General features: G+C 65.1%; 25 protein-coding genes. 13 read left to right on the top strand and 12 right to left on the bottom strand.

Annotation, left to right across the window (positions count from 1 at the left end):
- The 3 genes from AC2FNJ_RS18040 to AC2FNJ_RS18030 all read left to right on the top strand — a co-directional run.
- Window positions 1-790 (top strand): aldehyde dehydrogenase family protein (locus tag AC2FNJ_RS18040; RefSeq protein ID WP_496766197.1); only part of this gene is annotated, 790 nt, incomplete at its 5' end.
- Between the two features lie 161 nt (window positions 791-951).
- The gene (locus tag AC2FNJ_RS18035; protein WP_496766195.1) at window positions 952-3399 is read left to right on the top strand and encodes a GcvT family protein; all 2448 of its coding nucleotides are present in this window, start codon (window positions 952-954) and stop codon (window positions 3397-3399) included.
- A complete protein-coding gene (locus AC2FNJ_RS18030; protein ID WP_496766193.1) occupies window positions 3396-4742 on the top strand; it encodes an MmgE/PrpD family protein in 1347 nt (448 codons plus the stop codon). The genes AC2FNJ_RS18035 and AC2FNJ_RS18030 overlap by 4 nt, the downstream gene beginning before the upstream one ends.
- A 16-nt stretch (window positions 4743-4758) precedes the next feature.
- Here AC2FNJ_RS18030 and thpR read toward each other — a convergent pair whose 3' ends face one another.
- The 10 genes from thpR to AC2FNJ_RS17980 all read right to left on the bottom strand — a co-directional run bounded on the left by thpR (window position 4759) and on the right by AC2FNJ_RS17980 (window position 15679).
- The gene (thpR, locus tag AC2FNJ_RS18025) at window positions 4759-5280 is read right to left on the bottom strand and encodes an RNA 2',3'-cyclic phosphodiesterase (RefSeq protein WP_496766191.1); all 522 of its coding nucleotides are present in this window, start codon (window positions 5278-5280) and stop codon (window positions 4759-4761) included.
- 7 nt (window positions 5281-5287) lie between these two features.
- Window positions 5288-6025, bottom strand: a complete 738-nt coding sequence (locus tag AC2FNJ_RS18020) for a maleate cis-trans isomerase family protein (protein ID WP_496766189.1) — start codon at window positions 6023-6025, stop codon at window positions 5288-5290.
- On the bottom strand, window positions 6022-7089 hold the full coding sequence (locus tag AC2FNJ_RS18015) for a pyridoxal phosphate-dependent aminotransferase (RefSeq protein WP_496766187.1): 1068 nt from the start codon (window positions 7087-7089) through the stop codon (window positions 6022-6024). Before AC2FNJ_RS18015 ends, AC2FNJ_RS18020 begins: the two co-directional genes overlap by 4 nt.
- Window positions 7086-8735, bottom strand: coding sequence for a hydantoinase B/oxoprolinase family protein (locus tag AC2FNJ_RS18010; protein ID WP_496766186.1), 1650 nt, complete (start codon window positions 8733-8735; stop codon window positions 7086-7088). The genes AC2FNJ_RS18015 and AC2FNJ_RS18010 overlap by 4 nt, the downstream gene beginning before the upstream one ends.
- Window positions 8732-10834 carry a hydantoinase/oxoprolinase family protein gene (locus AC2FNJ_RS18005; protein ID WP_496766184.1) on the bottom strand — a complete coding sequence of 701 codons (2103 nt, stop codon included), beginning with the start codon at window positions 10832-10834 and terminating at the stop codon, window positions 8732-8734. Before AC2FNJ_RS18005 ends, AC2FNJ_RS18010 begins: the two co-directional genes overlap by 4 nt.
- A gap of 215 nt (window positions 10835-11049) precedes the next feature.
- Complete coding sequence (locus tag AC2FNJ_RS18000; RefSeq protein WP_496766182.1) at window positions 11050-13221, bottom strand: hypothetical protein; 2172 nt, start codon at window positions 13219-13221, stop codon at window positions 11050-11052.
- Window positions 13218-14087, bottom strand: coding sequence for a flagellar motor stator protein MotA (motA, locus tag AC2FNJ_RS17995; protein WP_496766181.1), 870 nt, complete (start codon window positions 14085-14087; stop codon window positions 13218-13220). The genes AC2FNJ_RS18000 and motA overlap by 4 nt, the downstream gene beginning before the upstream one ends.
- A gap of 45 nt (window positions 14088-14132) precedes the next feature.
- Window positions 14133-14732, bottom strand: a complete 600-nt coding sequence (locus AC2FNJ_RS17990) for a MotE family protein (protein WP_496766179.1) — start codon at window positions 14730-14732, stop codon at window positions 14133-14135.
- Window positions 14729-15172 carry a hypothetical protein gene (locus AC2FNJ_RS17985; protein WP_496766177.1) on the bottom strand — a complete coding sequence of 148 codons (444 nt, stop codon included), beginning with the start codon at window positions 15170-15172 and terminating at the stop codon, window positions 14729-14731. The genes AC2FNJ_RS17990 and AC2FNJ_RS17985 overlap by 4 nt, the downstream gene beginning before the upstream one ends.
- Before the next feature lie 9 nt (window positions 15173-15181).
- Window positions 15182-15679 carry a flagellar basal body-associated FliL family protein gene (locus AC2FNJ_RS17980; protein ID WP_496766175.1) on the bottom strand — a complete coding sequence of 166 codons (498 nt, stop codon included), beginning with the start codon at window positions 15677-15679 and terminating at the stop codon, window positions 15182-15184.
- Between the two features lie 118 nt (window positions 15680-15797).
- Here AC2FNJ_RS17980 and fliF point away from each other — a divergent pair, with 118 nt between their 5' ends.
- The 4 genes from fliF to fliP are packed head-to-tail and all read left to right on the top strand — an operon-like array spanning window position 15798 to window position 19013.
- Window positions 15798-17396, top strand: a complete 1599-nt coding sequence (gene fliF, locus AC2FNJ_RS17975) for a flagellar basal-body MS-ring/collar protein FliF (RefSeq protein WP_496766174.1) — start codon at window positions 15798-15800, stop codon at window positions 17394-17396.
- On the top strand, window positions 17396-17992 hold the full coding sequence (locus tag AC2FNJ_RS17970) for a FliH/SctL family protein (RefSeq protein WP_496766172.1): 597 nt from the start codon (window positions 17396-17398) through the stop codon (window positions 17990-17992). The genes fliF and AC2FNJ_RS17970 overlap by 1 nt, the downstream gene beginning before the upstream one ends.
- Window positions 17989-18276 (top strand): FliM/FliN family flagellar motor switch protein, encoded by a 288-nt coding sequence (locus AC2FNJ_RS17965; protein ID WP_496766170.1) that lies wholly within the window; start codon window positions 17989-17991, stop codon window positions 18274-18276. The genes AC2FNJ_RS17970 and AC2FNJ_RS17965 overlap by 4 nt, the downstream gene beginning before the upstream one ends.
- Window positions 18276-19013 carry a flagellar type III secretion system pore protein FliP gene (gene fliP / locus AC2FNJ_RS17960; RefSeq protein WP_496766169.1) on the top strand — a complete coding sequence of 246 codons (738 nt, stop codon included), beginning with the start codon at window positions 18276-18278 and terminating at the stop codon, window positions 19011-19013. The genes AC2FNJ_RS17965 and fliP overlap by 1 nt, the downstream gene beginning before the upstream one ends.
- A gap of 29 nt (window positions 19014-19042) precedes the next feature.
- Here the strand turns inward: fliP and AC2FNJ_RS17955 are convergent, their stop codons facing one another.
- Both AC2FNJ_RS17955 and AC2FNJ_RS17950 read right to left on the bottom strand, forming a co-directional pair.
- Window positions 19043-20491 carry a sensor histidine kinase gene (locus AC2FNJ_RS17955; protein ID WP_496766167.1) on the bottom strand — a complete coding sequence of 483 codons (1449 nt, stop codon included), beginning with the start codon at window positions 20489-20491 and terminating at the stop codon, window positions 19043-19045.
- Window positions 20491-21228 (bottom strand): response regulator transcription factor, encoded by a 738-nt coding sequence (locus AC2FNJ_RS17950; protein ID WP_496766165.1) that lies wholly within the window; start codon window positions 21226-21228, stop codon window positions 20491-20493. Before AC2FNJ_RS17950 ends, AC2FNJ_RS17955 begins: the two co-directional genes overlap by 1 nt.
- A 211-nt stretch (window positions 21229-21439) precedes the next feature.
- Here AC2FNJ_RS17950 and AC2FNJ_RS17945 point away from each other — a divergent pair, with 211 nt between their 5' ends.
- From AC2FNJ_RS17945 to AC2FNJ_RS17920, 6 genes are all read left to right on the top strand, one after another.
- Window positions 21440-22684, top strand: a complete 1245-nt coding sequence (locus tag AC2FNJ_RS17945) for an ABC transporter substrate-binding protein (protein WP_496766164.1) — start codon at window positions 21440-21442, stop codon at window positions 22682-22684.
- 63 nt (window positions 22685-22747) lie between these two features.
- A complete protein-coding gene (locus tag AC2FNJ_RS17940) occupies window positions 22748-23620 on the top strand; it encodes a carbohydrate ABC transporter permease (RefSeq protein WP_496766163.1) in 873 nt (290 codons plus the stop codon).
- Window positions 23613-24506 (top strand): carbohydrate ABC transporter permease, encoded by an 894-nt coding sequence (locus AC2FNJ_RS17935; RefSeq protein ID WP_496766161.1) that lies wholly within the window; start codon window positions 23613-23615, stop codon window positions 24504-24506. Before AC2FNJ_RS17940 ends, AC2FNJ_RS17935 begins: the two co-directional genes overlap by 8 nt.
- A 5-nt stretch (window positions 24507-24511) precedes the next feature.
- On the top strand, window positions 24512-25609 hold the full coding sequence (locus tag AC2FNJ_RS17930; RefSeq protein ID WP_496766160.1) for an ABC transporter ATP-binding protein: 1098 nt from the start codon (window positions 24512-24514) through the stop codon (window positions 25607-25609).
- A 4-nt stretch (window positions 25610-25613) separates the two neighbouring features.
- Entirely contained in the window at window positions 25614-26483 is an 870-nt protein-coding gene (locus tag AC2FNJ_RS17925) for a glucokinase (RefSeq protein ID WP_496766158.1), read from the top strand.
- Window positions 26484-26562: 79 nt separating this feature from the next.
- The coding region (locus tag AC2FNJ_RS17920; RefSeq protein ID WP_496766156.1) for a DUF819 family protein at window positions 26563-27000 on the top strand (438 nt) is incomplete at its 3' end.

Here is a 27000-nt window from a genome sequence, read left to right as displayed (position 1 = left end):
CAAAGTGTCGCTGACCGGCTCGGTGCCCACGGGCCGCAAGGTCTATGGCGCCGCGGCCGAGGGCATGAAACACGTCACGATGGAGCTTGGCGGCAAGTCGCCCCTGATCGTGTTCGACGACGCCGATCTAGAAAACGCTGTTTCCGGCGCGATCCTGGGCAATTTCTATTCCTCGGGCCAAGTCTGTTCCAACGGCACGCGGGTGTTCGTGCAGAAGGGCATCAAGGAGGCCTTCCTGACCCGTCTGACCGAGCGTCTGGCCAAGGCGAAGATCGGCGACCCGATGGATGAAAGCGTGAATTTTGGCCCGATGGTCAGCGAGAACCAGATGAACATCGTTCTGGGCTACATCGAAAAGGGCAAGGCCGAGGGCGCGCGGCTGGTCCATGGTGGCGCGCGGCTGAATCGCGCGGGCTTCTATCTTCAGCCCACGGTCTTTGCCGACGTGACCGACGACATGACCATCGCCCGCGAAGAGATCTTCGGCCCCGTCATGTCGGTGCTGGATTTCGGGACCGAGGACGAGGTGATGGCCCGCGCCAACGCCACCGAGTTCGGCCTGGCCGCCGGGGTGTTCACCAACGACCTGACCCGCGCCCATCGCGTGGTGGCCAGGTTCGAGGCGGGCACCTGCTATGTCAACACCTACAACCTCGCCCCGGTCGAGGCGCCGTTCGGCGGGTCCAAGATGTCGGGTGTGGGACGCGAGAACTCGAAGCTGGCGATCAACCACTTCTCGGAGATGAAAACCGTCTATGTCTCGATGAACGATGTCGAGGCGCCGTACTGACAAGGGGTATCGACCGGTTTCGGAGCCCCAAAATAGGGTCCAAGAATTACCGTTCCCGACATCCCGCGTCGGGAACAGAGCATATCTGCGTCGCCGCCTGTGGCTGACTCCTGCACAATGGCGATGAGGTCACGTCGCCCGCCAATCAGGAGTGAAGCCCAATGAAAACCCACGCCCAGGCCGTCGTTATCGGAGGTGGCCTTGTCGGTTGTTCGATCCTCTACCATCTTGCCAAGCTGGGCTGGACCGATGTGATCCTGCTGGAACGGGACGAGCTGACCAGCGGCTCGACCTGGCACGCGGCGGCCAACATCCACGGGCTGCACGACAACAACAACGTCACGCGCATCCAGCACTACACGATGAACCTGTACAAGGAGCTTGAGCAGGAAACCGGGCAGGGCTGCGGCGTGTTCCAGCCCGGATCGCTTTATCTGGCGCAGACCGAAGACCGCGAACACCAGTTGCGCCTGCAGGAGGCCAAGGCGCGGTTCTATGGGCTGAACTTCTATGAGATCAGCCGGGAACAGGCGATGGAACTTCACCCGCTGGCGCAGTTCGATGACATCCGATGCATCATGTACGAACCCGACGGCGGCAATGTGGACCCGTCGGGCGTGACCCACGCCTATGCTGCCGGCGCGCGCAAGATGGGGGCCGAGATTCAGCGGTTTTGCCCTGTAATAGGGACTGAACCGCAGCATGACGGCTCGTGGATCGTGCGCACCGAAAAGGGCGACATCCACACCCAATGGGTGGTCAATGCAGGCGGGCTGTGGGGCCGCGAGGTGGCCGCGATGGCCGGGATCGAGTTGCCGCTCCAGCCGACCGAACATCAGTATTTCGTCACCGAAGCCATCGACGAGGTGGCCGCACTGGGCCGCCGTCTGCCCTCGATCGCCGACCGCGACGGCGAATACTACTTCCGGCAGGAAGGCAACGGGTTGCTGATCGGCGCCTATGAGAAGGACATGCGGTTCTGGGCCGAGGGGGGCACGCCACTGGATTTCGCGCACGACCTGTTCCCAGACGATCTGGACCGGATCATGGAAAACGTGATCCGCGCCACCGAGCGCGTGCCGGTCGCGGCGACGGCGGGTGTGAAACGTGTGATCAACGGCCCGATGATCTGGTCTCCGGATTCCAACGCGATCTGGGGGCCGGTGCCCGAGCTGCGCAACTATTTCTGCTGCACCGGCATCATCCCCGGTTTCTCGCAATCGGGCGGACTGGGCCTCTTGGCCGCGCAGTGGATGATCGAGGGCGAACCGCAATACGACATGTTCGCCTGGGATCTGGCGCGGTTCGGCGACTGGGCCGACAAGAAATTCACCAAGGCGCGGGTTCAGGACGCCTACACCCATCGTTTCGCCATCCATTTCCCGAACGAGGAACGCAGCGCCGGCCGTCCTGCACGGGTGCGCCCGGCCTACGAGATGCAAAAGCAGATGGGCTGCGTCTTTGGCCTCAACTGCGGCTGGGAACACCCGCTCTGGTTTGCGGATCGGCCCGGCGTTGTCGAAACCAACGGCTTCACCCGCCAGAACTGGTGGGAGCCGGTGGGCCGCGAAGTGAAGATGCTGCGCGAGAACGTCGGCGTGATCGACATATCGAACTTCGCCAATTACGTGATCAAGGGGCCGGGTGCCCACGACTGGCTGGACCGGCTGGTGGCGAACCGGGTGCCGACCGAGATCGGCCGGTCCTGCCTGACGCCGCTGATTTCCGTGCGCGGCGGCGTGGCCGGCGATTTCACCATTACCAAGGTGGCCGAGGACGAATACATGATGATCGGTTCGGGCATGGCCGAACGCTATCATCAGCGGTTCTTCAACATGGTGGACCTGCCCGAGGGCACCACGCTTGAAATCGCCACGGATCGCATCGCTGGCTTCAACGTCGCCGGTCCGAAGTCGCGTGACCTGTTGCAGCGTCTGACCAATGCCGACCTGTCGAACGAGGCGTTCCGCTTCATGCGTTCGCAGTCCGTCGAAGTTGCGGGCGTCGCCTGCCTGGCCATCCGCGTAAGCTTCACCGGCGATCTGGGATGGGAGTTGCATTGCGCCGAAGCAGACCAGATCAGACTCTATTCCGCGCTGTTGGACGCAGCCAAGGACTTTGGCGGCGGGCCGGTGGGTGGGCGCGCGCTGGGGTCGCTGCGCATCGAAAAGGGCTATGGCTCCTGGGGCCGCGAATATTCGCAGGAGTACTGGCCGCAGGAGGTCGGGCTGGCCGGGCTGATCAAGCCGGACAAGGATTTCCTGCACAAGGACGCCTGGCTGGCGGTCAAGGACAACGCCCCGCGCGAGGTGCTGTCGATCTTCGAGATCGAAGCGACCAACGACGCGGATGCCTCGGGCGGAGAGCCGATCTTTACCCCCGATGGCAAGTCGGTCGGCCGCGTGACCTCGGGTGCGTATGGCTATTCGGTGGGAAAATCGCTGGCCATCGGATACGCCAACCCGCAAGTGGCCAAGCCGGGCGACACGGTCGAAATCTTCGTCCTGGGAAAACCGCACAAGGCGACCATTCTGGCCGAGCCGCCCTTTGACCCGGCGGGCCATCGCCTGCGCGACGTGAAACCGGCGGTCATGGAGGGGGCCGAATGACGCCAACCTTCGATCGGGTTGCCGACTTTGCGCTGAGGCGCGCGCCCGACGACTTTCCCGCCAGCGCGCGCGGGGCGGCGGCGCTCATGGCGCTGGATACGATGGGCATTCTGATCGCCTCGGGACCGATGGAGGCCGGGGTGATCGCGCGCGATGCGGCGGCGCTGCTCTACGGAAGTTCCGATCCGGGTTTCTCGGCGCGGATGCCGTTCGACGGTCGCCGGGTCAGCCTGGCTGGCGCGGCCTATGCGGCCGCCACGCAGACGGACAATCTGGACGGTCATGACGGCTACAACCCGACCAAAGGGCATATCGGGGTCGTGGTGATCCCGGCCCTGCTGGCGCTGGCCGAGCATCTGCCCGACCTGACAGGCCCCGAGGCGCTGGCCGCGGTCGTCGTCGGGTACGAGATCGCGGGCCGGGCCGGGCTGGCGCTGCATGGAACGGTCAGCGACTATCACACTTCGGGCGCGTGGAACGCGCTCGGCGTCGTCGCCGTGGCCGCCCGTCTGTGGGGGCATTCGCCCGAGCAATTGCGGCAGGCGATGGGCATTGCCGAATATCACGGCCCGCGCAGCCAGATGATGCGCGAGATCGCCAATCCGACGATGCTGCACGACGGCTCGGGCTGGGGCGCGCTGGTCGGGCTGTCGGCGGCGGTCCTGGCGGAACGCGGCTTTACCGGCGCCCCGGCGATCACCGTCGAAGAGGATCGGGTCGCGGAATACTGGGAGGATCTGGGCCGCTTCTGGCAGATGGAGCACCAATATGTGAAGCCCTATCCGATCTGCCGCTGGGCCCATGCCGCCATCGATGCCACGCGCGCGGTGATGCTGGAGCACGATTTGCGGGCCGGACAGATCGCACATCTGCACATCAACAGCTTTCACGAGGCGGCCTGCCTGTTCGCCGGCCTGCCCGACACCACCTCGCAGGCGCAGTATTCGCTGGCTTTCGCCGTGGCCGTGCAGGCGGTGCACGGCCGGATCGGGGTCGAGCATATCTCGGGCGACGGTCTGCGGGATCCGGCCGTGGCCGATTTCATGGCGCGCATCTCGGTGGCGGAAACGGAAGACCACAACATGCGCTTTCCCACGGGTCGCTGGGCGGACGTGCGGATCACGACCACGGATGGCCGGGTTCTGGAGTCGGGCGACACCCATGCGCGCGGCGGGCCAGAGGCGCCGATGAGCCGGGACGACGTAATCGGCAAGTACATGGAATTCGCCTCTCCCGCGATCGGGGAGCCCCGCGCGGCCGCAATCCGGGACGCGATTCTGGCTCTGACACAGGCCGAAAGCCGGTTTTCCGATGTCGCCGCGCTGATCTACGACGCGACATAGCCAGCCGGTTGCCGGATCAGCCGCCGGGTTTCAGCGGGTACTCCGCCAGGCATTCGTGGCGCGCGCCTTTCGGGTGCAGGGTCGATGAACAAAGGGCAAAGCGCGTCACCGGCATGTCCGGGTGGCGGAACGCAACCAGTTCGGGCGGAAGGGGCTGGGGTGGCGCACCGGGCTTGAGCCGGGCGATCGTCACATGCGGGCGGAAACGGCGGCGTTCAAGCACGATTCCGGCGCGGTGAACGGCCCGGCTGACCTTGGCTTGCAGATCCCGCAGCGCCTCCGATCCCCCGACGACCGCATGAAGCGCCGACCCGAATTGACCGACGCCCGACAGAGTTACCGCAAAGGGATCGCAGGCTATCTCGGCAAGCGCGTCATGCAGCGACACGAGCACGTCTTCGGGCTGATCGTCCAGAAAGGCGAGCGTCAGGTGCAGGTTCTCGCGCGGGACCGGGCGGCCGGATCGCAGCAGGAACTGAAGACGGATCAGGGCATCGGCCGCGTCTTCGCTGACCGGGATGGCGACAAAGCTGCGCATGATCCGATCATAAGCACGCGAACAGACGCCCCGGCAACCGGTCGTGACGCGGCAGGTTCAACGCCCGTATCAGGCAGAACATCATCGCCTGGTTCGATGTGACCACAGGCTTGTTCAGCGCCGCCTCGATCCGCGCGATGGCCTCGACGGCGCGCATGTCGGTGCAGCTCAGAACAATCGCCTGTGCCTGCGGGTGATCGGCCTGGCAGGCCAGATCGAAGACCTCGTCCGGCGTCAATTCTCCCTGGCCGTAGTTGCCGAGTTCGCGCCCGATATCGGCTCGGCTGACGGTTTCGATCTCGTTCCTGGCCAGGAACGCGACTGCGTGATCGTTGATGTCCCCGACATAGGGCGACGAAAACCCGACCCGCGTCGCGCCGAGCGCCCGAATGCCGGCCACGAGCGAACCGGCAGCGGTCAGCGGGATCGCGCCGGACCGGTCCCTGATCCGGCGGGCCAGCATCGCGTCGAATTCCGGGCCGTGCGTCAGCGTGGCCGAGGTGCAGCCGTACAGAACCGCGTGGGGCCGCAAGCCCGCGATCATGCGCAGATCGTGCTCGATGTCGGACGCCCCCAGCCCGGCCATCTGACCGGCATCCGGTACCTCGTCCACATCGTATCCGCCAAGCCGCTGGAAATGCAGGGTGGTGCCGGGCGGGCGCATGAGCTCCAGATCGGGTTCGAGATTGGTGTTCGTGAAGGGCACGAGCACGCCGATCCTTGCAAGCGTCCGGGGCGGGGTCATCGCAATACCTCCTTCAATACGTCGCGCGCTCGGCCCATGACGTCGGGCGCGCAGATCGTGGCGCGCAGGCAGTCGGGCAGGCCATAGCCGTCCATGCCCCGCATCAGCAGGCGGTTGGCGCGCAAGGCCGCATCGGCCCGCCGCGCGATATCCACGGACGGAAACCGCAGCAGCACGAAATTCGTGTGAGAGATCGGCACATCGAGGCCCAGCGCGCGCATGTCCGCCGCGAACCGGTCGCGTATGTCCGCGGTTCGCCGCACGATCCCGCGCATGTGGTCCTGATCGCGCATCGCGGCCGCGGCGGCGGCCTGCGACGCGGACGAGATATTGTTCGGGTTCAGCAGCTTTCGAACCTCCGCGGCGATCGCCGCGGGAAAGCATCCCCAACCCACGCGCGCACCGGCGAGGCCGTAAGCCTTGGAAAATGTGCGCAGAACCACCGTGTCGCCCCGCGCGGCAAGGGCAAAGACCTCGGCGGGCGGCTCCAGCGCGTCGGAGAACTCGGCATAGGCCTGGTCCACCACCAGCAGCACGTTCTCGGGCAGGCCGTCCCGCAGTCGCAGAATCTGCGCGTTTGCGATCAGCGTCCCGGTCGGGTTGGCCGGATTGCACAGCACCACGATCCGTGTCCGCGGCGTCACCGCGTTCAGGATGTGATCGATCGAAACGGTCATGTCTTCCTCGGGCGCGGCCACATAGGCAGCCTGCGACTGCGCGGCGGCGGTCGCAACGAAGGCGTAGCCATGCTGCGTGCCCAGAACCTGATCGCCGGGACCGGCATAGGCGCGGACCAGGCACCCGATCAGTTCCATCGAGCCTGCCCCGCACAGGACAAGCGCCGAGTCCAGCCCGTGAACCTGGGCAATCGCGGCGCGCAGCTCTCGCCAGTCCGGATCGGGGTACAGCGGCAGGTCGGCAAGTGCCTGTTGGCCTGCCGCAGCCGCCTTTGGGCTGGGTCCGAAGGCGCTTTCGTTCTGGGCCATCGAGACGGTATCCGCGCCGCCCAGATCGGTCAGGGCATAGGCCGCCATCGCCCCGATATGCGTACGGGGCCGTATCATGTCGAAACTCCATAGGCACGGGCGCCGTCGGGGCTGACCAGCCCGCGTTCGATGTCCAGCGCCAGCGCGGCCCTGTCCCGCCGGTCCGGCGGTCCGAACCCGCCCCCGCCGGGTGTTTCAAAGATCAGCCGGTCACCGGGTTCGACCCGCAATTCTCCCTTGCCGGGAATGTCCGCGTTGCGTCCGGCAATGCGGATGCGGCCCGGTGCGCCGGGCTGGCCACCCATCCGGCCCAGGGCGGGATATTTCAGCCGTTCGACGGACAGGAACACAACGAAGGGCGCATCATTGGCCGAGGTCATTTCAATCCGCTGCCCCAGACCGCCGCGATACGTCCCGGCGCCGCCGGAGTCGGTGCGCAGCTCGCGCCGCCAGATCGTGACCGGTGCGACGCTTTCGGTGATCTCGACCTGGCTGCCGTAGACGCCGGACGGATAGGCCGTGGCCGACAACCCGTCCGCGTGCGGTCGCGCCCCGGTGCCGCCGTTGTGCACCGGTTCGATGGCGAAAACCCGGCCGCCTCGGGCGGCCACTTCGGGTGCGTGGCGCATCGGGAGGTCGAACATGCAGGACGCGCCCTCGGCCGGCACCCTGTCGGGCAGCGCCTGATGCAGGCAGCCCAGCACCAGATCCGGCGTGACCTGCCCCAGCGTGTGCCGCATCGCCACCGGCACCGGGCGCTGCGCATTCAGGATGCAGCCCGGCGGACCATCGACCGTGAAGGGTTCCAGCGATCCGGCATTGTTGGGAATGTCCGGCCCGACGATGCAGCGCAGCGCAAAGACCGTGTAGGCCGTGGCGTAGTTCAGCGGCACGTTGATGCCTTTTTTCGAGCAGCCCGAAGTGCCGGTGAAATCCACATGCATCCGGGTCCCGGTCACGGTGAGCGTGGCGTGCAGTTCCAGTTCCTTCTCGTACCCGTCCATGCGCAGCATGTTGCGATAGACCCCTTCGGGCACTTCGGAAATGGCCGCAAGCGTGCCGCGCCGCGAGGTGTCGATGATGTAGCGCCCCAGGTCGTCCAGGTCGTCGAGGCCGAATTCCTCCATCATGCCGGTCAGGCGCTTCACCCCGGCCTCGCAACAGGCGATCAGGGCATAGATGTCGCCCTCGTTCGCGATCGGCTCGCGCGAATTGGCGCGGACGATATCCATCAGCAGGGCGTTCAACTCGCCCCGGTCGACCAGCTTGCAGGGCGGGATCAGCAGCCCCTCGTCATAGATGTCCGAACCTTCGGGGCCCATTCCCAGCCCGCCCAGATCGACCAGATGCGACGTGCAGGCGGTGAAACCCACGACCCTGCCCTTGTGAAAGGCGGGCATCATCAGCAGGAAATCGTTCAGATGCCCCGAGGCCAGCCAGGGATCGTTGGTCATGTAGATGTCGCCCGGCTGCATGGCCTGAACCGGAAACCGCTCCCGCAGATGCATCACGGCGGCCGCCATGGTGTTGATGTGCCCCGGCGTGCCTGTCACCGCCTGCGCCAGCATCCGGCCCTGCACGTCGAAGATCCCGGCGGAGATGTCACCGCATTCGCGCACGATCGGCGAAAAGGCGGCGCGGATCAGGGTTTGCCCCTGCTCTTCCACGACGGCCAGCAGCCGGTTCCACATCACTTGCAGGCGGGCGGGGGACATGGATGTCATTGCGCCGCTCCTTTCCGGGTTCGATCCAGGACCAGATTGCCCAGCGCATCCACGCGCGCGCTGAAGTCGGCCGAAACCAACGTGGTCGTCTGCGGCTCGGCAATCAGCGCCGGACCCTCGATGCGGTCTCCGGGGCGGAGGTCGCCGCGATGGAAGACACCGGCGAGCACGCTCTGGCCGGAAATGTCACAGATGATCGGATGCTGGCCGTTGGGCCGCGCGGGCCGGTCCGGCGGCGTCGCCGGGCAGTCCGGCGGGTCGGCGTCAGGTGTGGCGACGCGCACCGCCCAATTGAGGATTTCGATCTCCATCCCCGGCACCGGGCGCGAGAACTGGCTTTTGTATTCCTGCTCGAACGCGAGACGCAAGGGCTCGATGTCATCCGTTGCCAGCGGTCTGTCGGGCAGGACGATTTCGATTTCGTGCCCCTGCCCGTGATAACGCATGAAGCCGCTGCGGCGTGTCGTCGTGGCCGTGTCGGGGGCGCCCCGGGCGACGACCGCGCGGGCCTCGGCGATCATCTCGTCGAACAGGGCATTGACCCCGGCGAGGTCGAGGCGATCCAGCAGGCTGTACCGGCTGCGCGTCATTTCGAAACTCACCGGCGCGAACAGGAAGCCGACCGCCGAGCCTACGCCGGGATCGGGCGGAACCACGATGCGGTTCACCCCCGCCGCGCGTGCCACACGGGTGGCGTGCAGCGGGCCGTTGCCGCCGAAGGCGATCATCGTGCGCGCGCCCATGTCCTTGCCGGACTCGACCGCGTGCATGCGCCCGGCGCTGGCCATGTTCTCGTCCACGATCCGGCTGACCCCGTCGGCCGCGGTCAGCGCGTCGGCTCCGAGTTTCGTGCCGATCCGGCGGTCCAGGGCCGCTTGCGCCGCGGTCCTGTCGATCTGCAGGTGCACTTCGGCAAACGTCTCCGGCCGGATATAGCCCAGAGCGATGTCGCTGTCCGTGACGGTCGGTTCGGTGCCGCCCCGGCCAAAAGCGACCGGTCCCGGCTCGGATCCGGCGCTTTGCGGACCGACGGTCAGGCGGCCCAGCCTGTCGACCGCCGCGATCGACCCGCCGCCCGCCCCGATCTCGATCATCTCGATCACCGGGATGCGCACCGGCATGCCCGAGCCCTTGATGAACCGCGCGGCGCGGGCGATCTCGAACTGGCGGGAGGTCTGCGGCCGGGCATCGTCGATCAGGCAAAGCTTGGCCGTGGTGCCGCCCATGTCGAACGACACGACCTGATCCAACCCGACCTGCGCTGCGATCCTTGATGCGAGGATGGCGCCGCCTGCGGGGCCGGATTCCACGAGGCGGATCGGAAACCGTGTGGCGCTGTCGATGGAACACATTCCGCCGCCAGCGGTCATCATCAGGATCGGACAGGTCAGGCCCTCGGCCTGTAAGCTGTGCTCGAACCGGGTCAGATACCCTCGCATCAGAGGCTGAATATAGGCGTTGGCGACCGTTGTGCTGAGCCGGTCGAACTCGCGCGCTTCCGGGCTGACCTCGCTGGAAATCGAGATCTCGAGGTTCGGGAAGCGGCGTGCCAGCGCGTCCCGCAACCGCCGCTCGTGGGCAGGGTTGGCATAGGCATGCAGCAGGCAGATCGCCACGGCCTCGGCGTTCAGGGCTTCGATCTGGCCCGCCAGCGTCGCGGCCGCGTCCTCGTGCAGCGGGATCAGGGCCTCGCCTTCGACCGACATCCGTTCGCGCACCGTGAGGGCACGTTCACGCGGAACCAGAAGGTCCGGCTTTTCCAGGTTGATGTCGTATTGCGCGTATCGGCGCTCATAGGCGATTTCGAGAATGTCCCGAAACCCCTCGGTGGTCACGGTGACGACCCGCGCGCCACGTTTTTCGATCAGCGCGTTGGTCGCCAGCGTGGTGCCGTGGATGAAGCCTGTTATGTCGGCCGTTCTGCAACCGGTCTGGGCCAGCACCCTGCGCACGCCGTCCAGCGCGCCCCGGGCCGGGTTGGCGTGGGTTGTCAGCGTTTTCGTCGAGGCGAGGATCCGATCCCCGCCCCGAACCAGGACGGTATCGGTGAAGGTGCCGCCAATGTCCACGGCGAGCCGCAGAGCGGAAGTGTAGTGCATGTGTCGTTCCAGTTGTCGCGGTTGAAGAGCGAAGTCGGGTGGGCGCCCCGATCACGTCGCGACCAGATCCGCGCCTGTTGCGCGGCGATGCAGGGATTTTGGAACGTAGCCTGTCATGGCCGCAAGCTGGCACCGGGGAACGGCCTTGGCTTTGCCAAAGACGACAAGTTTGCCCGTTTGCGACCTGAACCCGACCGGCGGCGACCGGCCTGCGATCAGGGCTGCAGCGACCGAAACATCTCCTCTATCCCGTCGCGGGTCTGCCGGCTGGCTTCGAGGAGCGCATTGGCACTGGCCAGCGGTTTCGCCGCATCCGCAGGCTGCTCGGCCGTCAGGCGTGACGCAAGTTCCGCCAGTTGCGAGTACCGGTCCGCGGACGCGGCCTGTGCCGGCTCCCACGCTTCGGCCAACCAGAAATACCGCGCCGCGTCCTGCGCCTTGCCCAATTCCACCAGCTGATCCGCCGCGGTGGAAAAATCGCCGGTCGCGGCCAGGGTCCGGGCCCGCAGAACGGCCGCTTCCGGGCTCGGATCACCCTCCAAGGCCAGCAGCGCAGCATGCGGCTTGCCCTGTTGCAGACGCAGTTCGGCCAAGGTCAGAGACACTCGTCGCTCCGCTTGCCGGTCGGAAACGAGGCGGGCATAGGCGGCGGCATCGGTGTCGAACCCGAGGCGCGCAAGCCGGTCTGCGACCGCCGCCGCCGTTTGCGCGGACAACATCGCGCGCTGGCTTGGCGAAAACCCTGTGGCCCGGGCAAGGAATGTGATGTCGTCGGCCCGCGCCTGCAGCAGTGCAACCACACGCTCGAAGGTTTGCCGCGCCGGATCGCCCGCCGCATCGGGCGCGAGCGTCGCCGCCACCTCCAGCGCCCGGTCGAACTGTTGATTGAGCGCCAGTCCCACCGAGTGGGCCGCTGCCAGCTTCGTTCCGAGTTCGGATCGCCGGTATTGCATGGCGAAAGACGCCGCCAATTCGATTTCGCTTTCCGAAACCGCGCCGCGATCCCGCCACCGTTTTTCGATGAGCCGGATCAGCGCCATGGGGGCCTCGGCAACCTGACGGTCGCCTTCGACCACCTGCTTCAAACGGGTTTCTTCGTGACCGGGCTTGTCTTCCGCCCGCGCCAGATCGGCCTCGGCCAGAACGATGTCGGCTGCGGGCTCGGTCATGTGCCGTCCCGCCGCCCTCAGGACGCGGCGCGCGGCCTCGGGATGGCCCGCCTGCAGGAGCATGGTCGAAAGATCGGCGGCAAAGAGGCGTTTCAGATGATCGGGAAGGGCGGCAAATGTGAGCTCGATCGCCGGCAGATTCGCGGCCGGGTCCAGGCGCCTGTCCGCCAGGGCACCCCAGAGCGCCGACGCCCCGTCGCATGCCTGCTGACCTTGAAAATTTCGGTTCTCGGACTGCGCCACGCCTTCGATGACCGCCGCCATGGCGATCACGGTCTCCGCGGCGGCGCCATCGAGGTCGGCCAGTTCCACAATCCGTTCGGCCTCGGCCCCGAAACCGAAATAGGTATAGAGCCTCGCCAATTTCAGCGCCTGATGACGATCCACCCTGTCGAACTCGCCAAACAGGCGCGATCTTGCCGCCGCAACCTGCGCGGCGAAGGTGGTGCCGTCGCTCCATTCGGAGAGGTCGAGTTCGTGGTCCGCAATGCAGTCTGGGGCGCGCATCCCGAGCAACTCCTCGGCAAGCGCGTCGTTCAGGTCGCGATCCACGACGGTTGCAACGCTGATGTTTCCGAGATCGAACTCCGCGCCCGACATCTTCGCCAACTCCGGCACTCTGGAACGGCGCGGGCCGACATCCGCGAGCTCCAGGTCCAATACGGCCTGGTCCGTGCCCTGTACGAGCCGGGCCATCAGACGTTCTTCGACTTCGGCTGCGATTGTCGGAAAGGTCAGTCGGGGTTCTTTCGGGAACGCTTTCTTGCCTTTGTTCGGGTCGTCTTGATCCGGTCCGGTCGGTTGGGCCGTCAGTGGCGGCGGCGCAAGCGGCAATTCGACCGGAGCGGCGTCGGCCTTGGAGCCGGGCGCGATGTCCACGACGATCATCCTTCCCGACAGGGTGAAGGCCGACGCGATGCAGTCGCATCCGAATCCAATCTCCAGCGGCGCGCCCGGTTCGTCCTGGCTCAGTGTCTTGATCCGGCCGGAGTAGATCCGGTCGAACACGGTGCCGTACGAGAATTCCACGCCGTCGAGACCGACCGTCAGGCTGGCGCCACGGTCGCGCCTGTCCAGCGACCAGGCCGTTCCCGGCGGCACCCGCGCCACCAGCCGGGTAAAGGCGCCATGCTCGCCGGACCGCACCACGACAGTTTCGGCCGCGACCGGCACGGCGACCAGAAGAAGGATGGAGATCGAGAGAAAGATCCGGATCATGCCGCCGATTTCTTGACTTCCTTGAGGGCATCTTCGAGTTCCGAGAATGCCGGTCGGCAATGGCTTGGCGTGTTCTGGCGGCCGACCTCGATGCACATGGCGGCGTTGTGGTTGTGGAGATTCGCGACGAGCACTTCCTTGATCAGCTGGTAGAAGTGATTGTCCTCTTCGACCACGGCCTTGAGCTTGCCCGCGAAGGGGCCGACCAAACAGTAGGCCAGAAACACGCCCAGAAACGTCCCGACCAGAGCCCCGCCGATCAGTTTTCCAAGGATCTCGGGGGGTTGGTCGATCGAACCCATCGTCTTGATCACACCCAGCACGGCGGCAACGATGCCCAGCGCGGGAAGACCGTCGGCGACGGTCTGAAGCGCGTGGCTGGAATGCATGGCGTGGTGGAAGTTGGTCTCCATCCGCTTTTCCAGCACCTCTTCGACCTGGTGCGGATCGTCATAGTTCATGGAGGCCGCGCGCAGAGTGTCGCAGATCAGTTCCACCGCCTCGCGATCCGCCAGGATCTTGGGATAGGCCAGGAAGATCGCCGAGTTTCCCGGATCCTCGACATGCTGCTCGACCTCGACCGGATTGGAGCGCGCGATCCGGATCAGCGAGAACAGCAGGCACAGCAGGTCGCGATAGTCCTGAGGCTTCCATTTCGGCCCCTTGAACACCTTGACCATGTCCTTGGCGGTGTGTTTGACCGCACCGATGTCATTGCTGATCAGAAATGCGCCGGTGGCGGCCCCGCCGATCATCATCAGTTCGAAGGGCAGCGATTTCAGAATGATCGCCATCTTGCCCCCGGCGGCCAGGTAACCCCCGAAGACCATGGCGAAGATCACGACGATTCCGACGATTCCGATCATGCTTGACCTCCAACGAAACTGATTGCCGACACGATCGAGCCACCCTTATTCCTTTGGTACCGTCGCGTTCCGCCCGGCCAGGACGACGCTGATCGTATAGGCCGCCTGCGGGCTGAGGCCGGCCATGACCCCCGCCGCGCTTTCGGGCGACATTCGCGACAGGAATCCGGCGGCAAAGCTTGGATCCATTTCCTCGAACAGGGCCGCGGCCTCCTTGGGTTTCATGTTTTCATAAACCTCGGTCAGGCGGGTCAGGTCGTTTTCCGACGCGGTATCCGCCAGAGCGAGCGTGGCCCTGAGTTCGTCTTCGGCCGTCCGGAGTCCCGCCAATCGCGTTTCGATGGCCGCATCCGCGATTTCCAACGCCTTCATGCGGTCCTGGATCTCGGCTTCCCGCCGCTGCAGGGCCGCTTCGCGCCGCAAGAGATCCTGAAGCAGGCGATTCAGATCCTCGTCCTGCATGTCCGGTTGGCGGAGCGTTGCCGCATCCGGAATTTCCTGTCCGTCGGCAAGCTCGCGCGCCAGAGCCGGCCCGGCCTCGAGACTCAGGCGGATCAGAGCTGAGCCGACCATCAGGACCGCGATCAGCAACAGTGCACCGCTGCGGTTCGGGTTCGGCTGCAAACGTGACGGAACGGCGGTCATGGGTCCGACCTGCCGGCAGCGCGGCCATGACGGATGAACATGACGCCGGCGGGGCTGGAAACCTCCTTGGGCTCGTCCGAGGGGACGGGAGACTCCGCTGGTTCGGGCGTCGGCTGCATCCGGTTGTCGGTTCCCGAGCCTTTCGCGTCTTCGTTCGGAACCACGTCATGCATCGACGCCATGATCAGCTCCAGGCGCTGGGCCACCGATTCGGCCCGCGTCGTCAGATCCTGAAGCGACGTGTTCGACCGGTCCGACGCATCGCGCGCCGAGGCGAGGGACTTGTTCAACTCGTCCACCTGCGACGACAGCACCGCGACCGCGCCGCCGACACCGTTTTCGAGGTCGTTGAAACGCTTCAGCCGGCGGGCCAGAACGAAGCAGTAAAGCCCGGCGCCCAGAGCGCCCGCCACCAGCAGGATATCGGCCACGAGTTCCAATTCGCTCTCCTAGTTCACCACGAATTCCATCACCAGCAGGTCGCGGACCCGCCCTTCGCCCACGACGACCTGGATGCGCCGCAACAGGTGCCCACGCATCCGGGTCAGAGCCAGCGGATCCTTCAGATCAGACAGTTCGACCGCCCGCAGATATCCGTTCAGAATGTCGAGAATGCGCGGCCGCAGCCGTTCGACATCGGCGGCATGGGCCTGTTCCACCTCAAGCTGGGCGTGAAACCTCAGGTGCCGGGACTCGCTGCCGAAATCCAGCGAGACGAGGATCGGCGACAGGTCCACATAGGCGATGTCGGGCAGCGCCGACGGGGTCGCCCCGCCACCCGATACCGCGACATCCGCCGCATCCGTGCCGCCGCCCGCAAACAGCCCGGACGTGGTCAGGACATAGCCGACAGCCGCGCCGGATACGGCGAGAACCGCAGCCAGCACGAGCGCAAGCTTGCCCGTCTTCTTCGGGCTTTCGGCAGGGTTGGCCGTCGTGTCGGTCATGATGCTCCTTCCGATCTGTCTGGCCGACTCATAACCGGGGAGGAACTAACCGATTGTTAAGGCCGATCGGCCAAACACGGAGCGTGCCGCGCAGAATGTCGGCAACACGGAGGTGGACGTGCAGCAGATCGGAACCGTCTGGTCAGGTTTGGACAGAAAACGCCAGATCATAGTCGTCGGCGCAGCGGTGGCGGTGTTTCTGGGCATTCTGGGGATGACGCGAATCGCGACCGCGCCAAACATGGTGCTGCTCTATGCGGGTCTTGACGGAGCCACCGCCGGCGAGGTTGTCAGGGCCGTCGATCAGAAGAACATCCCTTACGAGGTGCGGGGCGATGCGATCTATGTCTCGGCCGCGCACCGGGACAAGTTGCGCATGACTCTGGCAAGCGAAGGTCTGCCCGCGAATGGCGGCCGCGGATACGAACTGCTTGATTCGCTGAGCGGGTTCGGCACCACGTCACAGATGTTCGACGCTGCCTATTGGCGCGCGAAGGAGGGGGAACTGGCCCGCACGATCGTGGCCAGCCCGCATGTTTCGCAAGCGCGTGTGCATATCGCGCACGGCTCGTCGAATCCGTTCCAGCGCAACATCGAACCCACCGCCTCGGTCGCCATCGTCCCCGCGGGGGCGCAGATCACCGCGGGTCAGGCCAATGCGATCCGTTATCTGGTCGCGTCGGCGGTGACGGGCTTGGCCGTGGACAAGGTCGCGGTGATCGATGCCAACGGGGCCGTTTTGGGCCCGCAGGAGGAACCGACCGGCGCGGGCGCGCCGGACGAGAGGGCGCAGCAGCTGCGCGAGCGGGTTCTGAGACTGGTCGAGGCCCGGGTCGGCACCGGCAACGCGGTGGTCGAGGTCAGCATCGATACCGTGACCGAGACCGAGTCAATCCGTGAACGCCGCTTCGATCCCAATGGCCGCGTGGCCATCAGCACAGATGTCGAGGAGCGATCGGAGAATTCCCGCAACCAGTCTTCCGAGGTGACGGTGGCCTCGAACCTTCCCGACGGCGACGGCGCGGCGGGGGACGAATCCAACTCCACGACAAGCCAGACCCGTGAGCGCGTGAACTATGAAGTATCGGAGACGGAACTGGAAATCCTGCGGGTGCCCGGGTCGATCAAGCGGCTCACCGTAGCCGTGCTGGTCAATGGAACCCGAGGCGTGGACAGCTCCGGCGCGGAAGTGTTCGAACCCTTGCCCGAGGCGGAACTGGCCGCGCTCGAGGAGCTGGTCGCCTCGGCGGTGGGCTTCGACGCGGAACGTGGCGACGTGATCACCATCAAGTCCATGAGCCTGAGCCCCATCGAACCGCTGGGAACGCTGGCGACCGCGTCGGCCTGGGACAAGCTGCATATCGACGCGATGTCGCTGATCCAGCTGGCGACGCTGGCGCTGGTCTCGCTGTTTTTGGGCCTCTTTGTGATCCGGCCCATCATGACACGACCGGCCGCAACGCCGCAGATGCTGGCGGCACCCGACCGCGCGGCAGAACCGGAAGTGCTGACCGGCGAGATCGAATCCGCCGAAGGCCAGGTCGCCGCCCTTTCCGGCGGCACCGGCAATCCGGGCAATGGCAGCGCCATGCCGGCCCTTTCAGCCCGGCGCAGCGATGACGCGGTGGAGCGGTTGCGGGCGATGATCGGGGACAAACAGGAGGAAACGGTCGAGATTCTGCGCAGCTGGCTGGAAGAGAGCGAAGAGAGAGCCTGATGTCCATCGCGCACCTGCTGGAAAAGTTCGACCCCGAGCCGGCAGAGGGCGGCCAGGTGCACATCCTGCGCGATGAAGCTCTGGAGGAGCAGCGGCTGGAGTCGTTCGAACACGGCTATTCGGCCGGATGGGAAGACGCTGTGGCGGCGCAATCCAAGTCGCGGGCGCATCTGAGCGCGGAACTGACGCGCAATCTCGAAGACCTCTCCTTTACCTATCACGAGGCGCTGAACCAGATGTCCCAGTCGCTGGAACCGTTGTTCCGGACGCTGGTTCAAAAGGTGCTGCCAAGGACGGTCGAGCACGGCTTTGGCCTGAAGATCGCCGAACAGCTGCACGAGATGGCCCGCACCGACATCGCGCAACCCATCCATTTGCAGGTACCCGTCGGAGCGGGTGCCGGTGTCGAACTGCTGCTGGATCAGGAGTTCCAGGCACCCGTCAAACTGACCGAAGACGCCAGCTTGTCGCCCGGCCAGGCGCGGCTGTGCGTCGGAACCGCGGAACGCGAAATCGACTGCGATGCCCTGTTGGCGTCCATCGACGAGGCGTTCGCCGCTTATCTCCATCAGGCGAATGAGGTTTCCAGCCAATGACCGAAAGCACCAGAAAACCTTCCGAGATCCAGAACCCGTTCGAGTCCGTGCCAATCGAGATCACGGTGTCGGTCGGGCGCGCCCGTCCGCCGATCCGCGACCTGCTCAATCTCGGCGAGAATGCCGTGCTGATGCTGGACAAGCGGGTTGAGGATCCGGTGGACCTTTATGTGGGGGACCGGCTGATCGCCCGCGGCCACCTGGAAGAGATGGATGGCGATCAGTCTGGTCAGCTGGCCGTCCGCCTGACCGAAATTGCCGAATTTCCGAACGGGCTGCGGTGATGGTGCGCATTGCCGCCCTCGCGCTTGCGACCGTTGCCCTTGCCCTGATTCCGGTCATGGCCGGAGCGCAGGATCTGAGCCTCTCGGTCGATGGCGGCGGATCACTTTCGGCCCGGGCGATTCAGCTGATCCTGCTGATCACCGTTCTGAGCCTGGCGCCGGGCCTGGCGATCATGATCACCTGTTTCCCGTTTCTGGTGACGGTGCTGGCGATTCTCCGGCAGGGCATCGGGCTGCAGCAATCGCCGCCCAACATGCTGATCGTCAGCCTGGCGCTGTTTCTCACCTATTTCATCATGGAACCGGTCTTCGTTGACGCCTGGGCGAACGGCATCCGTCCGATGCTCGACGAGAAGATCGGGATGGAACCGGCGTTGGAACGGGCGATCGCACCGTTCCGGGCCTTCATGGCGGGCCGGGTCGATCCGGACACGTTCGGGTCCATCGCATCCCTGCGTCCTGGCGGTGCCGAACTTGCCCCGTCGCCCGAGGCACCGATCTCGGTCCTTGTTCCGTCCTTCATGCTCTCCGAGATCGCCCGCGCGTTCCAGATCGGTTTCCTGATCTTCCTGCCCTTCCTGATCATCGATCTGGTGGTCGCGGCCGTCCTGATGTCGATGGGCATGATGATGGTGCCCCCGGCGACCGTGGCGCTGCCGTTCAAGCTGGCATTCTTCGTGATCTCGGACGGCTGGGCGCTGATCGCCGGCGCCCTGGTGCGCAGCTATGTCGGATAGGCGCCGCGCCCCGGCCCGCCAAATCCCGCTCAGGTTCTTCGGATGAGGAAGCGGGCGCGCAACCCGCCATCGCCCGCCTCGAACGTCAGCCTTCCGCCATGCTGTTCCGCGACACTGGCCGCGATGGTCAGCCCCAGCCCGAATCCATCCGACGACCCGGTGTTCGAGCCGCGGCGAAACGGCGCCAGCAGGGCTTCGATGTCCGAAACCGTCATGCCGGTGCCCTGGTCCTCGACGGTGATCGTCGCGTATTCGGCATCCGTCTCCAGCCCGACCACGGCCCGACGCCCGTACTTGAGCGCATTGTCGATCAGGTTGGACAGCGCCCGCTGCAATGCGATCGGCCGCGCCGTAACCAAGACGCGCCGGGTTTCCGGCAGGGTACCGTGACCCCGGCGCGACATGAAGACCGACCGCGCGCCATCCACGACCACCGGTTCGGATCGGCAGAGGGTCACGGGCTGTCCGGTATCCTGATAGTCCGCAATCAGCGACTCGATCAGCGAGGTCAGCGAAATCGGGCGCGGCTCTTCGGCGTTCAGTTCGGCGCGGGTGTAGGTCAGCACGCTTTCGATCATTCCGGTCATCTGGTCGATGTCGGAGTCCAGCTTTTCACGCAGTTCGTCATCCGCGATCAGCGCCGTGCGCAGGCGCAGCCGGGTCGCGGGCGTGCCGAGATCGTGACTGACGCCCGAAAGGACGGTGGCCCGCTTTTCAAGCTGTACCCGCTCGGCCTCGAGATAGGCGTTTACCGCTTCCACGATATCGCGCAGCTCGGACGGGCCGGTGGTGTCGTAGCTCTCGGGCCCCCCGATCCGGCGGCGGTCGCGCAGCGCCTCGGCAAACCGGACAAAGGTGTCGGACACGTTGGCGATCACCGACAACAGCGCCGCGAGCGCGACGATGGCGATCAGGGCGGCGGGGAGGCGCAGGTCCGCGGGCGCAGCGCCGCACCCCCAGACAGCCGTTCCGTCGATGCGCTGCCACGGCCCGCGTCCGAATTGCGCGATCAGGGTCGGCTCGCTGCAATACAGTGCAAGCAGGCGCGTCAGATTGCCCATCTTTTCGGGTGCGGTCTGACCGCTGCCCGATACCAGACCCGAAACCGGATAAATCAACCTGTCCGACACCACCGCCAGCGTCAGAACCCGCCCGCCCAGCGGCGCGGAACTGTCGGTGAGAATGGAGAGGTTGGTGACGTAGTCCGGGCCGGGCAGCCCCGGCAACTGTTCGAACTTCCCCGCGGTTGCCAGCGCGGCGGCCTCGTCGGAAAGCGGTGTGATCAGGATTTCCGGCGGCGGCGCGTTGCCGGTGCGCAGTGCCTCGTAGACCGCAAATCCCGCCACGTAGGAGCGGGTCAGGAACCGATCCCAGGCCCGCGCGGACGCAAACCACATGCCCGCGGCGACCAGACCAATCGCAAAGGCCGAGAGGACGGCGATCCAGCCCAGGCTGCGGAGCCGGAACGGACGGCGCATCACGCGCCTTCATCGACGATCACATCGACCGCCATGACATAGCCGACGCCACGTTCCGTGCGCAGCATCTGAGGTTCCTTCGGGTCGGCCTCGATCTTGGACCGCAATCTGCCCACAAGCACGTCGATGGCCCGGCCTTGCCCCTCGGGTTTGTCGGACTCGCCTGTCACATCCAGCGCGGCGGCGATCTCTTCGCGGGTCAGCGGAATGTGCGGATTGGCCAGAAGCACCTTCAACAGAGCCGTTTCACGCCGCGACAGGGACACCTGGAACCCTTCCGGCGAATGCACCTCGTCGCGCTTTCCGTCATAGATCCACCCGTTGAAGCGGAAGGTCTGGGTTCGACGCCGATAGGCCAGGGACGGGGTTCGCCGCGTGCGCTGCATGACCGCCCGGACCCGTGCCAACAGAAGTTGCGGGTTGAAGGGTTTGGCGATGTAGTCGTCCGCGCCGACCTCGTATCCCGCCATCCGCTGGTGATCCGCCGACAGGGCCGACACGAAGATGATGGGCACGTCCTGTTCCCGGCGCAGACGGGCGCAGATTTCGACGCCGTTCTCGTCCCCCAGCATCACGTCCAGGAGGATCAGGTCGATCCGACCGGATTGTAGATGGGTCACGATCTCGGCCTCGGAGGCCGCGGGCAACGCGACGAACCCGTTCCGGTGAAAGAACTGCGTCAGCATCGTGCGCATCTCGGCATCGTCATCAACGACCAAAAGCCGTGGAATCGCCACCTGTAGTCCTCCCCTACGCGACCCTTGTCTGCAGTCCCTTGTAACGAACGGCAACAGATTCAAGACCAACGTAACACGCTGTAACAGAAGGGCCGGATATTTTCGCGATTGCGGGGAAGTCGCGGCGTTTCCGCATTGTCAGGCAAGAGCGCCGCGGCACAATATCGGGCATCGCTGCTGGCACGGCAGCACATTTCGGGAGGAAATCGTGATGAAACGCATCGCTTTGGCGGCGGGAACCGCCGTTGCGGCTCTGTCGGCATCGGCCACCTTCGCCGAACCGACGGCAGAGGTTCTGCACTGGTGGACATCGGGCGGCGAGGCCAAGTCGGTCGCCGTCCTGCAGGAGGAATTCGCGGCAAACGGCGGAACCTGGACCGACATGCCGGTGGCGGGCGGCGGCGGCGACGCGGCCATGACCGCCCTGCGTGCGCGGGTGCTGGCCGGGAACGCGCCGACCGCGGTTCAACTCAAGGGTCCGGCCATTCAGGAATGGTACGAAGAAGGCGTGCTGGCCGACATTTCGAATGTGGCCGCGGCCGAAGGGTGGGCCGATGTTCTGCCTGCCTCGATCGCCGCACATATGAAATGCGAGGACATCTGGTGCGCCGCGCCGGTGAACGTGCACCGGGTGGACTGGATCTGGGCCAATGCCGACGTGTTGGCCGCGAACGGCATCGAGATGCCCAAGACCTGGGACGAGTTCAATGCGGCGGCCGAGAAACTGCAGGCCGCGGGGGTCATCCCGCTGGCCCATGGCGGGCAAGCCTGGCAGGACGCCACCGTGTTCGAGACCGTGGTCCTGGGCATCGGCGGGCCCGAGTTCTACAAGCAGGCTCTGGTCGATCTCGATCCCGAGGCGCTGACCTCGGAAACCATGGTTGCCGTTTTCGATCAGATGCGGACGCTGCGCGGTTTCGTGGACGAGAACTTCTCGGGCCGCGACTGGAACCTCGCCACCGCGATGGTGATGAACGGAGAGGCCGCATTTCAGATCATGGGCGACTGGGCCAAGGGTGAATTCCTGGCCGCCGGCAAGGTGCCGGGCGAGGACTTTCTCTGCGCCTCGACGCCCGGCGACGGCTTTCTCTACAACGTGGACAGCTTTGCCATGTTCGAGGTCGAAGGCGACGACCAGCGCGCCGGTCAGGAACTGTTGGCCAAGCTGATCGTCGGCCCGAGCTTTCAGGAGGTGTTCAACCTCAACAAGGGCTCGATCCCGGCCCGCACCGACGTTTCGCTGGACGCGTTCGACCAGTGCGCCCGGCTGTCGGCCGACGACATGGCCGCCAGCTCCGGCGGCGGATCGCTGTTGCCGTCCTATGCCCATGGCATGGCGTTGCGCGGCGCGCAGGCGGGTGCAATCACCGATGTCGTGACCGCCCATTTCAACTCGGGCATGTCTTCACAGGATGCGGTCCAGATGCTGGCTGACGCCGTCGCCAACAGCTATTGATCGCACTCGGTCCCGCCCGCACTCACGAATCTTCGGGCGGGACCAATATCCGGGGAGGCCGACATGTCGGAATGGTTGGAAAACCACCTGCCAAAGGTGGTTCTCGCGCCCTCTTTCATCGCAGTTCTCGTCTTTGTCTACGGGTTCATCGGCTGGACCGCCTGGGTGTCGCTGACCCGGTCCAAGCTGCTGCCGAAATACGAGATTTCGGGTCTGATCCAATACGAGAGGCTGTTCGCCTCGCCGCGGTGGGACACCGCGATCAACAACCTCTACATCTTCGGGTCGCTGTTCATCGTCATCGCGATGGCCTTGGGTTTGCTGCTGGCCATCCTGCTGGATCAGAAGATCCGCACCGAAGGCTTCATCCGAACCATCTATCTCTACCCGATGGCGCTGTCGATGATCGTGACCGGCACGGCGTGGAAATGGATCTTGAACCCGGGCCTCGGGATCGAGGCCCTGGTGCAGGGATGGGGCTTTCCGGGGTTCGAGTTCGATTGGCTGGTGCAACCCGATCTGGCGATCTACACCATCGTTGCCGCCGCCGTCTGGCAAAGTTCGGGCTTTGTGATGGCTCTGTTTCTGGCCGGGCTTCGGTCGGTGGACCAGGAGATCATCAGGGCCGCACAGGTGGATGGCATCCCGACATGGCGGATCTATTCCGCGATCATCATTCCGTCGATGGCCCCCATCTTTCTGTCGGCCTTCATCGTCCTGGCGCATCTGGCGATCAAGAGTTTCGACCTCGTGATCGCGCTGACCGGCGGCGGGCCGGGATATGCCACCGACCTGCCGGCAACCTACATGTACGCGATGGCGTTTTCGCGTGGTGACATCGGTCAGGCGGCCTCGTCCGCGATGATCATGATGCTGGTCGTGTTCGCGATCGTGGTTCCCTATCTCTATTCCGAGCTGAGGTCGAAAAATGTCTGACGTGACGCTTTCCCGACCCCGCGCGGACGGCGCCTTTGGCCGGATTGCCCTGCGCTGGCTGCTGTATGTCATGCTGGGACTCTTTGCGCTCTATTATCTGATGCCGCTGTTCGTGATGGTCACGACCTCGCTCAAGAGCCTCGAGGAAATCCGGACCGGCAGCCTGATCGCCCTTCCCCGCACTGTCAGCCTCGATGCCTGGGGAACCGCCTGGTCGAGCGCCTGTACCGGCATTCAGTGCGAAGGGTTGCGACCCTATTTCTGGAATTCCGTTCTGATCGCCGTTCCTGGCGTTGCCATTTCGACCCTGCTGGGGGCGATCAACGGCTATGTGATCGCCCAATGGCGGTTCAAGGGCTCGAACCTGATATTTTCGCTGATGCTGTTCGGCTGTTTCATCCCGTTCCAGGTGGTGCTGATGCCGATGGCGCGGTTGTTGGGGCTGATGGGCCTGGCCGGGTCCATTCCCGGCCTGATCTTCGTGCACGTCGTCTATGGCATCGGGTTCACGACGCTGTTCTTCCGCAACTACTATGTCACCATTCCGTCCGAACTGGTGAAGGCGGCCAAGGTGGACGGCGCGGGGTTCCTGCGCATCTTCTGGTCGATCTTCCTGCCGCTGTCGCTTCCGATCATCGTCGTAACCGTCATTTGGCAGTTCACGCAGATCTGGAACGATTTCCTGTTCGGCGTTTCCTTCAGCGAGGCGGGCACGCAACCGGTGACCGTCGCGCTCAACAACATCGTCAATTCGACCACCGGCGTGAAGGAGTACAACGTGGACATGGCCGCAGCGATCATCGCGGGCCTGCCGACGCTGCTCGTCTATGTGGTGGCCGGGAAATACTTCATCCGCGGGCTGACCGCGGGATCTGTAAAGGGATAAGACGCATGGCTCCCATCCTCGACATCCGGAACCTGCACAAAAGCTATGGCGCCACCGAGATCCTGAAGGACATCAACATCTCGATCGAACCGGGCGATTTCCTGGTGCTCGTCGGCCCGTCCGGCTGCGGCAAGTCCACCTTGCTGAACTGTATAGCCGGATTAGAGCCTATTTCCGGCGGGTCGATCTTCATCGACGGCAAGGACATGACGAACGTCAGCCCCAAGGATCGGGACATCGCCATGGTGTTCCAATCCTACGCGCTGTATCCGACCATGTCGGTCGCCAAGAACATCACCTTTGGCATGAAGGTTCGGGGCGTCGATGCCGCCACCCAGGCGCGGAAACTGAAGGACGTCGCGGCGCAGCTCCAGATCGAACAGCTGTTGAACCGGCGTCCCAGTCAACTGTCGGGCGGGCAGCGACAGAGGGTTGCCATGGGACGGGCCTTGGTGCGCGACCCCAAGCTGTTCCTGTTCGACGAGCCGCTTTCGAACCTCGACGCCAAGCTGCGGGTCGAGATGCGTTCGGAAATCAAGAAGCTGCATCAGACTTTGGGCGCGTCGATGGTCTATGTCACCCATGACCAGATCGAGGCGATGACGCTCGCCACCAAGATCGTCGTGATGAAGGGCGGCGTGATCCAGCAGATCGGCAGCCCGTCGGAAATCTACAACCGCCCGGCCAACCTGTTCGTGGCCGATTTCATGGGCTCGCCTGCGATGAACCTGATCCCGGCGCGGGCGGTGCGAAACGGGTCGGGAACCCGCGTCCACATCGCCAGAGAGGCCGGCGATCCGATCGTCCTGACCGACAACCGCGATCTGAACCTGCCCGAGGACGTGATCCTGGGCCTGCGCCCAGAGGACATTGCCGAGGCCGGCTATCGCAGCGGCGACGGCGTACAAGAGGCGGCGTGCCTTGTTGACATGGTCGAACCGGCGGGGGCCGACACCTACGTGGTTTCCGAATTGGGCGGCAAGCAGGTCACGGCGCGGCTCCATGCGGAAACCCGTGCGCAGCCGGGACAGATGCTGAACCTTGCCTTTGACATGACCAAGGTGTCCTATTTCGCCACCGGGAGCGGCGAGAGGTTGAACTGACACGATGCGATTGGTCGCGGATCTGGGCGGCACGAATGTGCGCTTCGGCCTTGTGGCGCGGCCGGGGCAGGCGCCCACGAACGTGCGGAGTTACCGGAACGATGAGTTTGAAGGCTTTGGCGGGGCCTTGAGCCGCTATCTGACCGATGCCGAAGAACCAGCGATCTCGGACATCGTGGTGGCGGTCGCGGGTCCGGTGACGGGCCGCATGGCGCGGCTCACCAATCGGGACTGGGTGATCGACGCCGACCGGATCAGCCGGGACTTCGGTGGCACTCGTGTTCGGTTGATGAACGATCTCAACGCCTTGGGTCACGCCCTGGGTCATCTTGGACCGGGCGACCTGCTGAGCGTCATCCCCGCGCCGCCGGAACCGCCGGTCATCAAACAGGCGTTGGTCGTGGGTATCGGCACCGGTTTCAACGTGAGCCCGGTGGTCTGGGCCGGCGGTTCGGCGGTGTGCCCGGTCGCGGAATACGGCCACACGTGGCTATCGTCGGAAATCGCCGCGCATCTGCGCGCGGCGTTTCCTGCGGCGGGCGACATGCCGACGGTCGAGGATTGCTTCTCCGGCCGTGGCTACGCCCGGCTGCGGGATGGATGGAAAGGGCCGGGGGAAGAGTTCGAGCGGGTCTATGCCGGGTTGCTTGGAATGCTCACCCGCGATCTGCTGCTGACCTTCGTGCCCCTTGCCGGGATCTATTTCGCAGGCAGCGTGGCGCGGGGCGTTCTGCGCTCTGCAGCCGCTCCGCAGTTTGCCGAAACCTTTCGCCGGCCACATGCTCTGGCCGACCGGCTGAGTGCGCCGGTTTGGGTCATCACCGACGACGCCACCGCGTTGCGCGGGTGCGGCGCGCTGGACCTGAGTCCCTGACCTTTTCGTGGCGTCACCCAGCCTTGCGCTGCGCGACGGGAGCCGCCTAAGCTCGGACCGGGCAGGTCGGGGACACGCAATGGCAGAAAGCTCAGTCGCAGTCGGAGCCGTTTGGGCCGTGTTCTTTCTTGGCGCACCTGCGGTGATCCTGCTTTTCAACGCCCGAGTTCCGGTTCTGCAACGCCTCGGACCCATTGTCCTGTGCTATGCGCTGGGACTGCTGATCGGGTTGAGCGGCATGATCCCTGAGAACGCGGACAGCATCCGCAAGAGCGCGGCCGAGGTCAGCCTGGGCCTGGCGCTGCCATTGCTCCTGTTTTCCGTCGATGTCCGGGCCTGGGGCCACGTCGCGGGCCGCGCCCTGTTTTCGATGCTTCTGGCGGTCGTCGCGGTGATGGCGGTCGCCACCGCGCTATTCTTTGTCTTTGCCCGACAGGGAATCGAAGAGGCCGATCAGCTGTCGGGCATGGCGGTTGGAATGTATACGGGCGGGCTGGCCAATATGGGTGCGATAAAG

This window comes from Ruegeria sp. BHSB196, assembly GCF_059613135.1.
Note: the sequence above shows the minus strand (reverse complement) of the source record. Positions and strands in the feature narration are given on the sequence as shown.

Coding starts and splice junctions, on each gene's coding strand:
- AC2FNJ_RS17940 (WP_496766163.1), top strand. CDS start 22,748: ATGTCGGAATGGTTGGAAAACCACCTGCCAAAGGTGGTTCTCGCGCCC.
- AC2FNJ_RS18010 (WP_496766186.1), bottom strand. CDS start 8,735: ATGACATCCATGTCCCCCGCCCGCCTGCAAGTGATGTGGAACCGGCTG.
- AC2FNJ_RS18020 (WP_496766189.1), bottom strand. CDS start 6,025: ATGACCCCGCCCCGGACGCTTGCAAGGATCGGCGTGCTCGTGCCCTTC.
- AC2FNJ_RS17925 (WP_496766158.1), top strand. CDS start 25,614: ATGCGATTGGTCGCGGATCTGGGCGGCACGAATGTGCGCTTCGGCCTT.
- motA (WP_496766181.1), bottom strand. CDS start 14,087: ATGATCGGAATCGTCGGAATCGTCGTGATCTTCGCCATGGTCTTCGGG.
- AC2FNJ_RS17980 (WP_496766175.1), bottom strand. CDS start 15,679: ATGACCGACACGACGGCCAACCCTGCCGAAAGCCCGAAGAAGACGGGC.
- AC2FNJ_RS17945 (WP_496766164.1), top strand. CDS start 21,440: ATGAAACGCATCGCTTTGGCGGCGGGAACCGCCGTTGCGGCTCTGTCG.
- AC2FNJ_RS18005 (WP_496766184.1), bottom strand. CDS start 10,834: ATGCACTACACTTCCGCTCTGCGGCTCGCCGTGGACATTGGCGGCACC.
- AC2FNJ_RS17970 (WP_496766172.1), top strand. CDS start 17,396: ATGTCCATCGCGCACCTGCTGGAAAAGTTCGACCCCGAGCCGGCAGAG.
- AC2FNJ_RS17990 (WP_496766179.1), bottom strand. CDS start 14,732: ATGACCGCCGTTCCGTCACGTTTGCAGCCGAACCCGAACCGCAGCGGT.
- AC2FNJ_RS17930 (WP_496766160.1), top strand. CDS start 24,512: ATGGCTCCCATCCTCGACATCCGGAACCTGCACAAAAGCTATGGCGCC.
- AC2FNJ_RS18015 (WP_496766187.1), bottom strand. CDS start 7,089: ATGATACGGCCCCGTACGCATATCGGGGCGATGGCGGCCTATGCCCTG.
- fliP (WP_496766169.1), top strand. CDS start 18,276: ATGGTGCGCATTGCCGCCCTCGCGCTTGCGACCGTTGCCCTTGCCCTG.
- AC2FNJ_RS18035 (WP_496766195.1), top strand. CDS start 952: ATGAAAACCCACGCCCAGGCCGTCGTTATCGGAGGTGGCCTTGTCGGT.
- AC2FNJ_RS17935 (WP_496766161.1), top strand. CDS start 23,613: ATGTCTGACGTGACGCTTTCCCGACCCCGCGCGGACGGCGCCTTTGGC.
- AC2FNJ_RS17965 (WP_496766170.1), top strand. CDS start 17,989: ATGACCGAAAGCACCAGAAAACCTTCCGAGATCCAGAACCCGTTCGAG.
- thpR (WP_496766191.1), bottom strand. CDS start 5,280: ATGCGCAGCTTTGTCGCCATCCCGGTCAGCGAAGACGCGGCCGATGCC.
- AC2FNJ_RS17955 (WP_496766167.1), bottom strand. CDS start 20,491: ATGCGCCGTCCGTTCCGGCTCCGCAGCCTGGGCTGGATCGCCGTCCTC.
- AC2FNJ_RS18030 (WP_496766193.1), top strand. CDS start 3,396: ATGACGCCAACCTTCGATCGGGTTGCCGACTTTGCGCTGAGGCGCGCG.
- AC2FNJ_RS18000 (WP_496766182.1), bottom strand. CDS start 13,221: ATGATCCGGATCTTTCTCTCGATCTCCATCCTTCTTCTGGTCGCCGTG.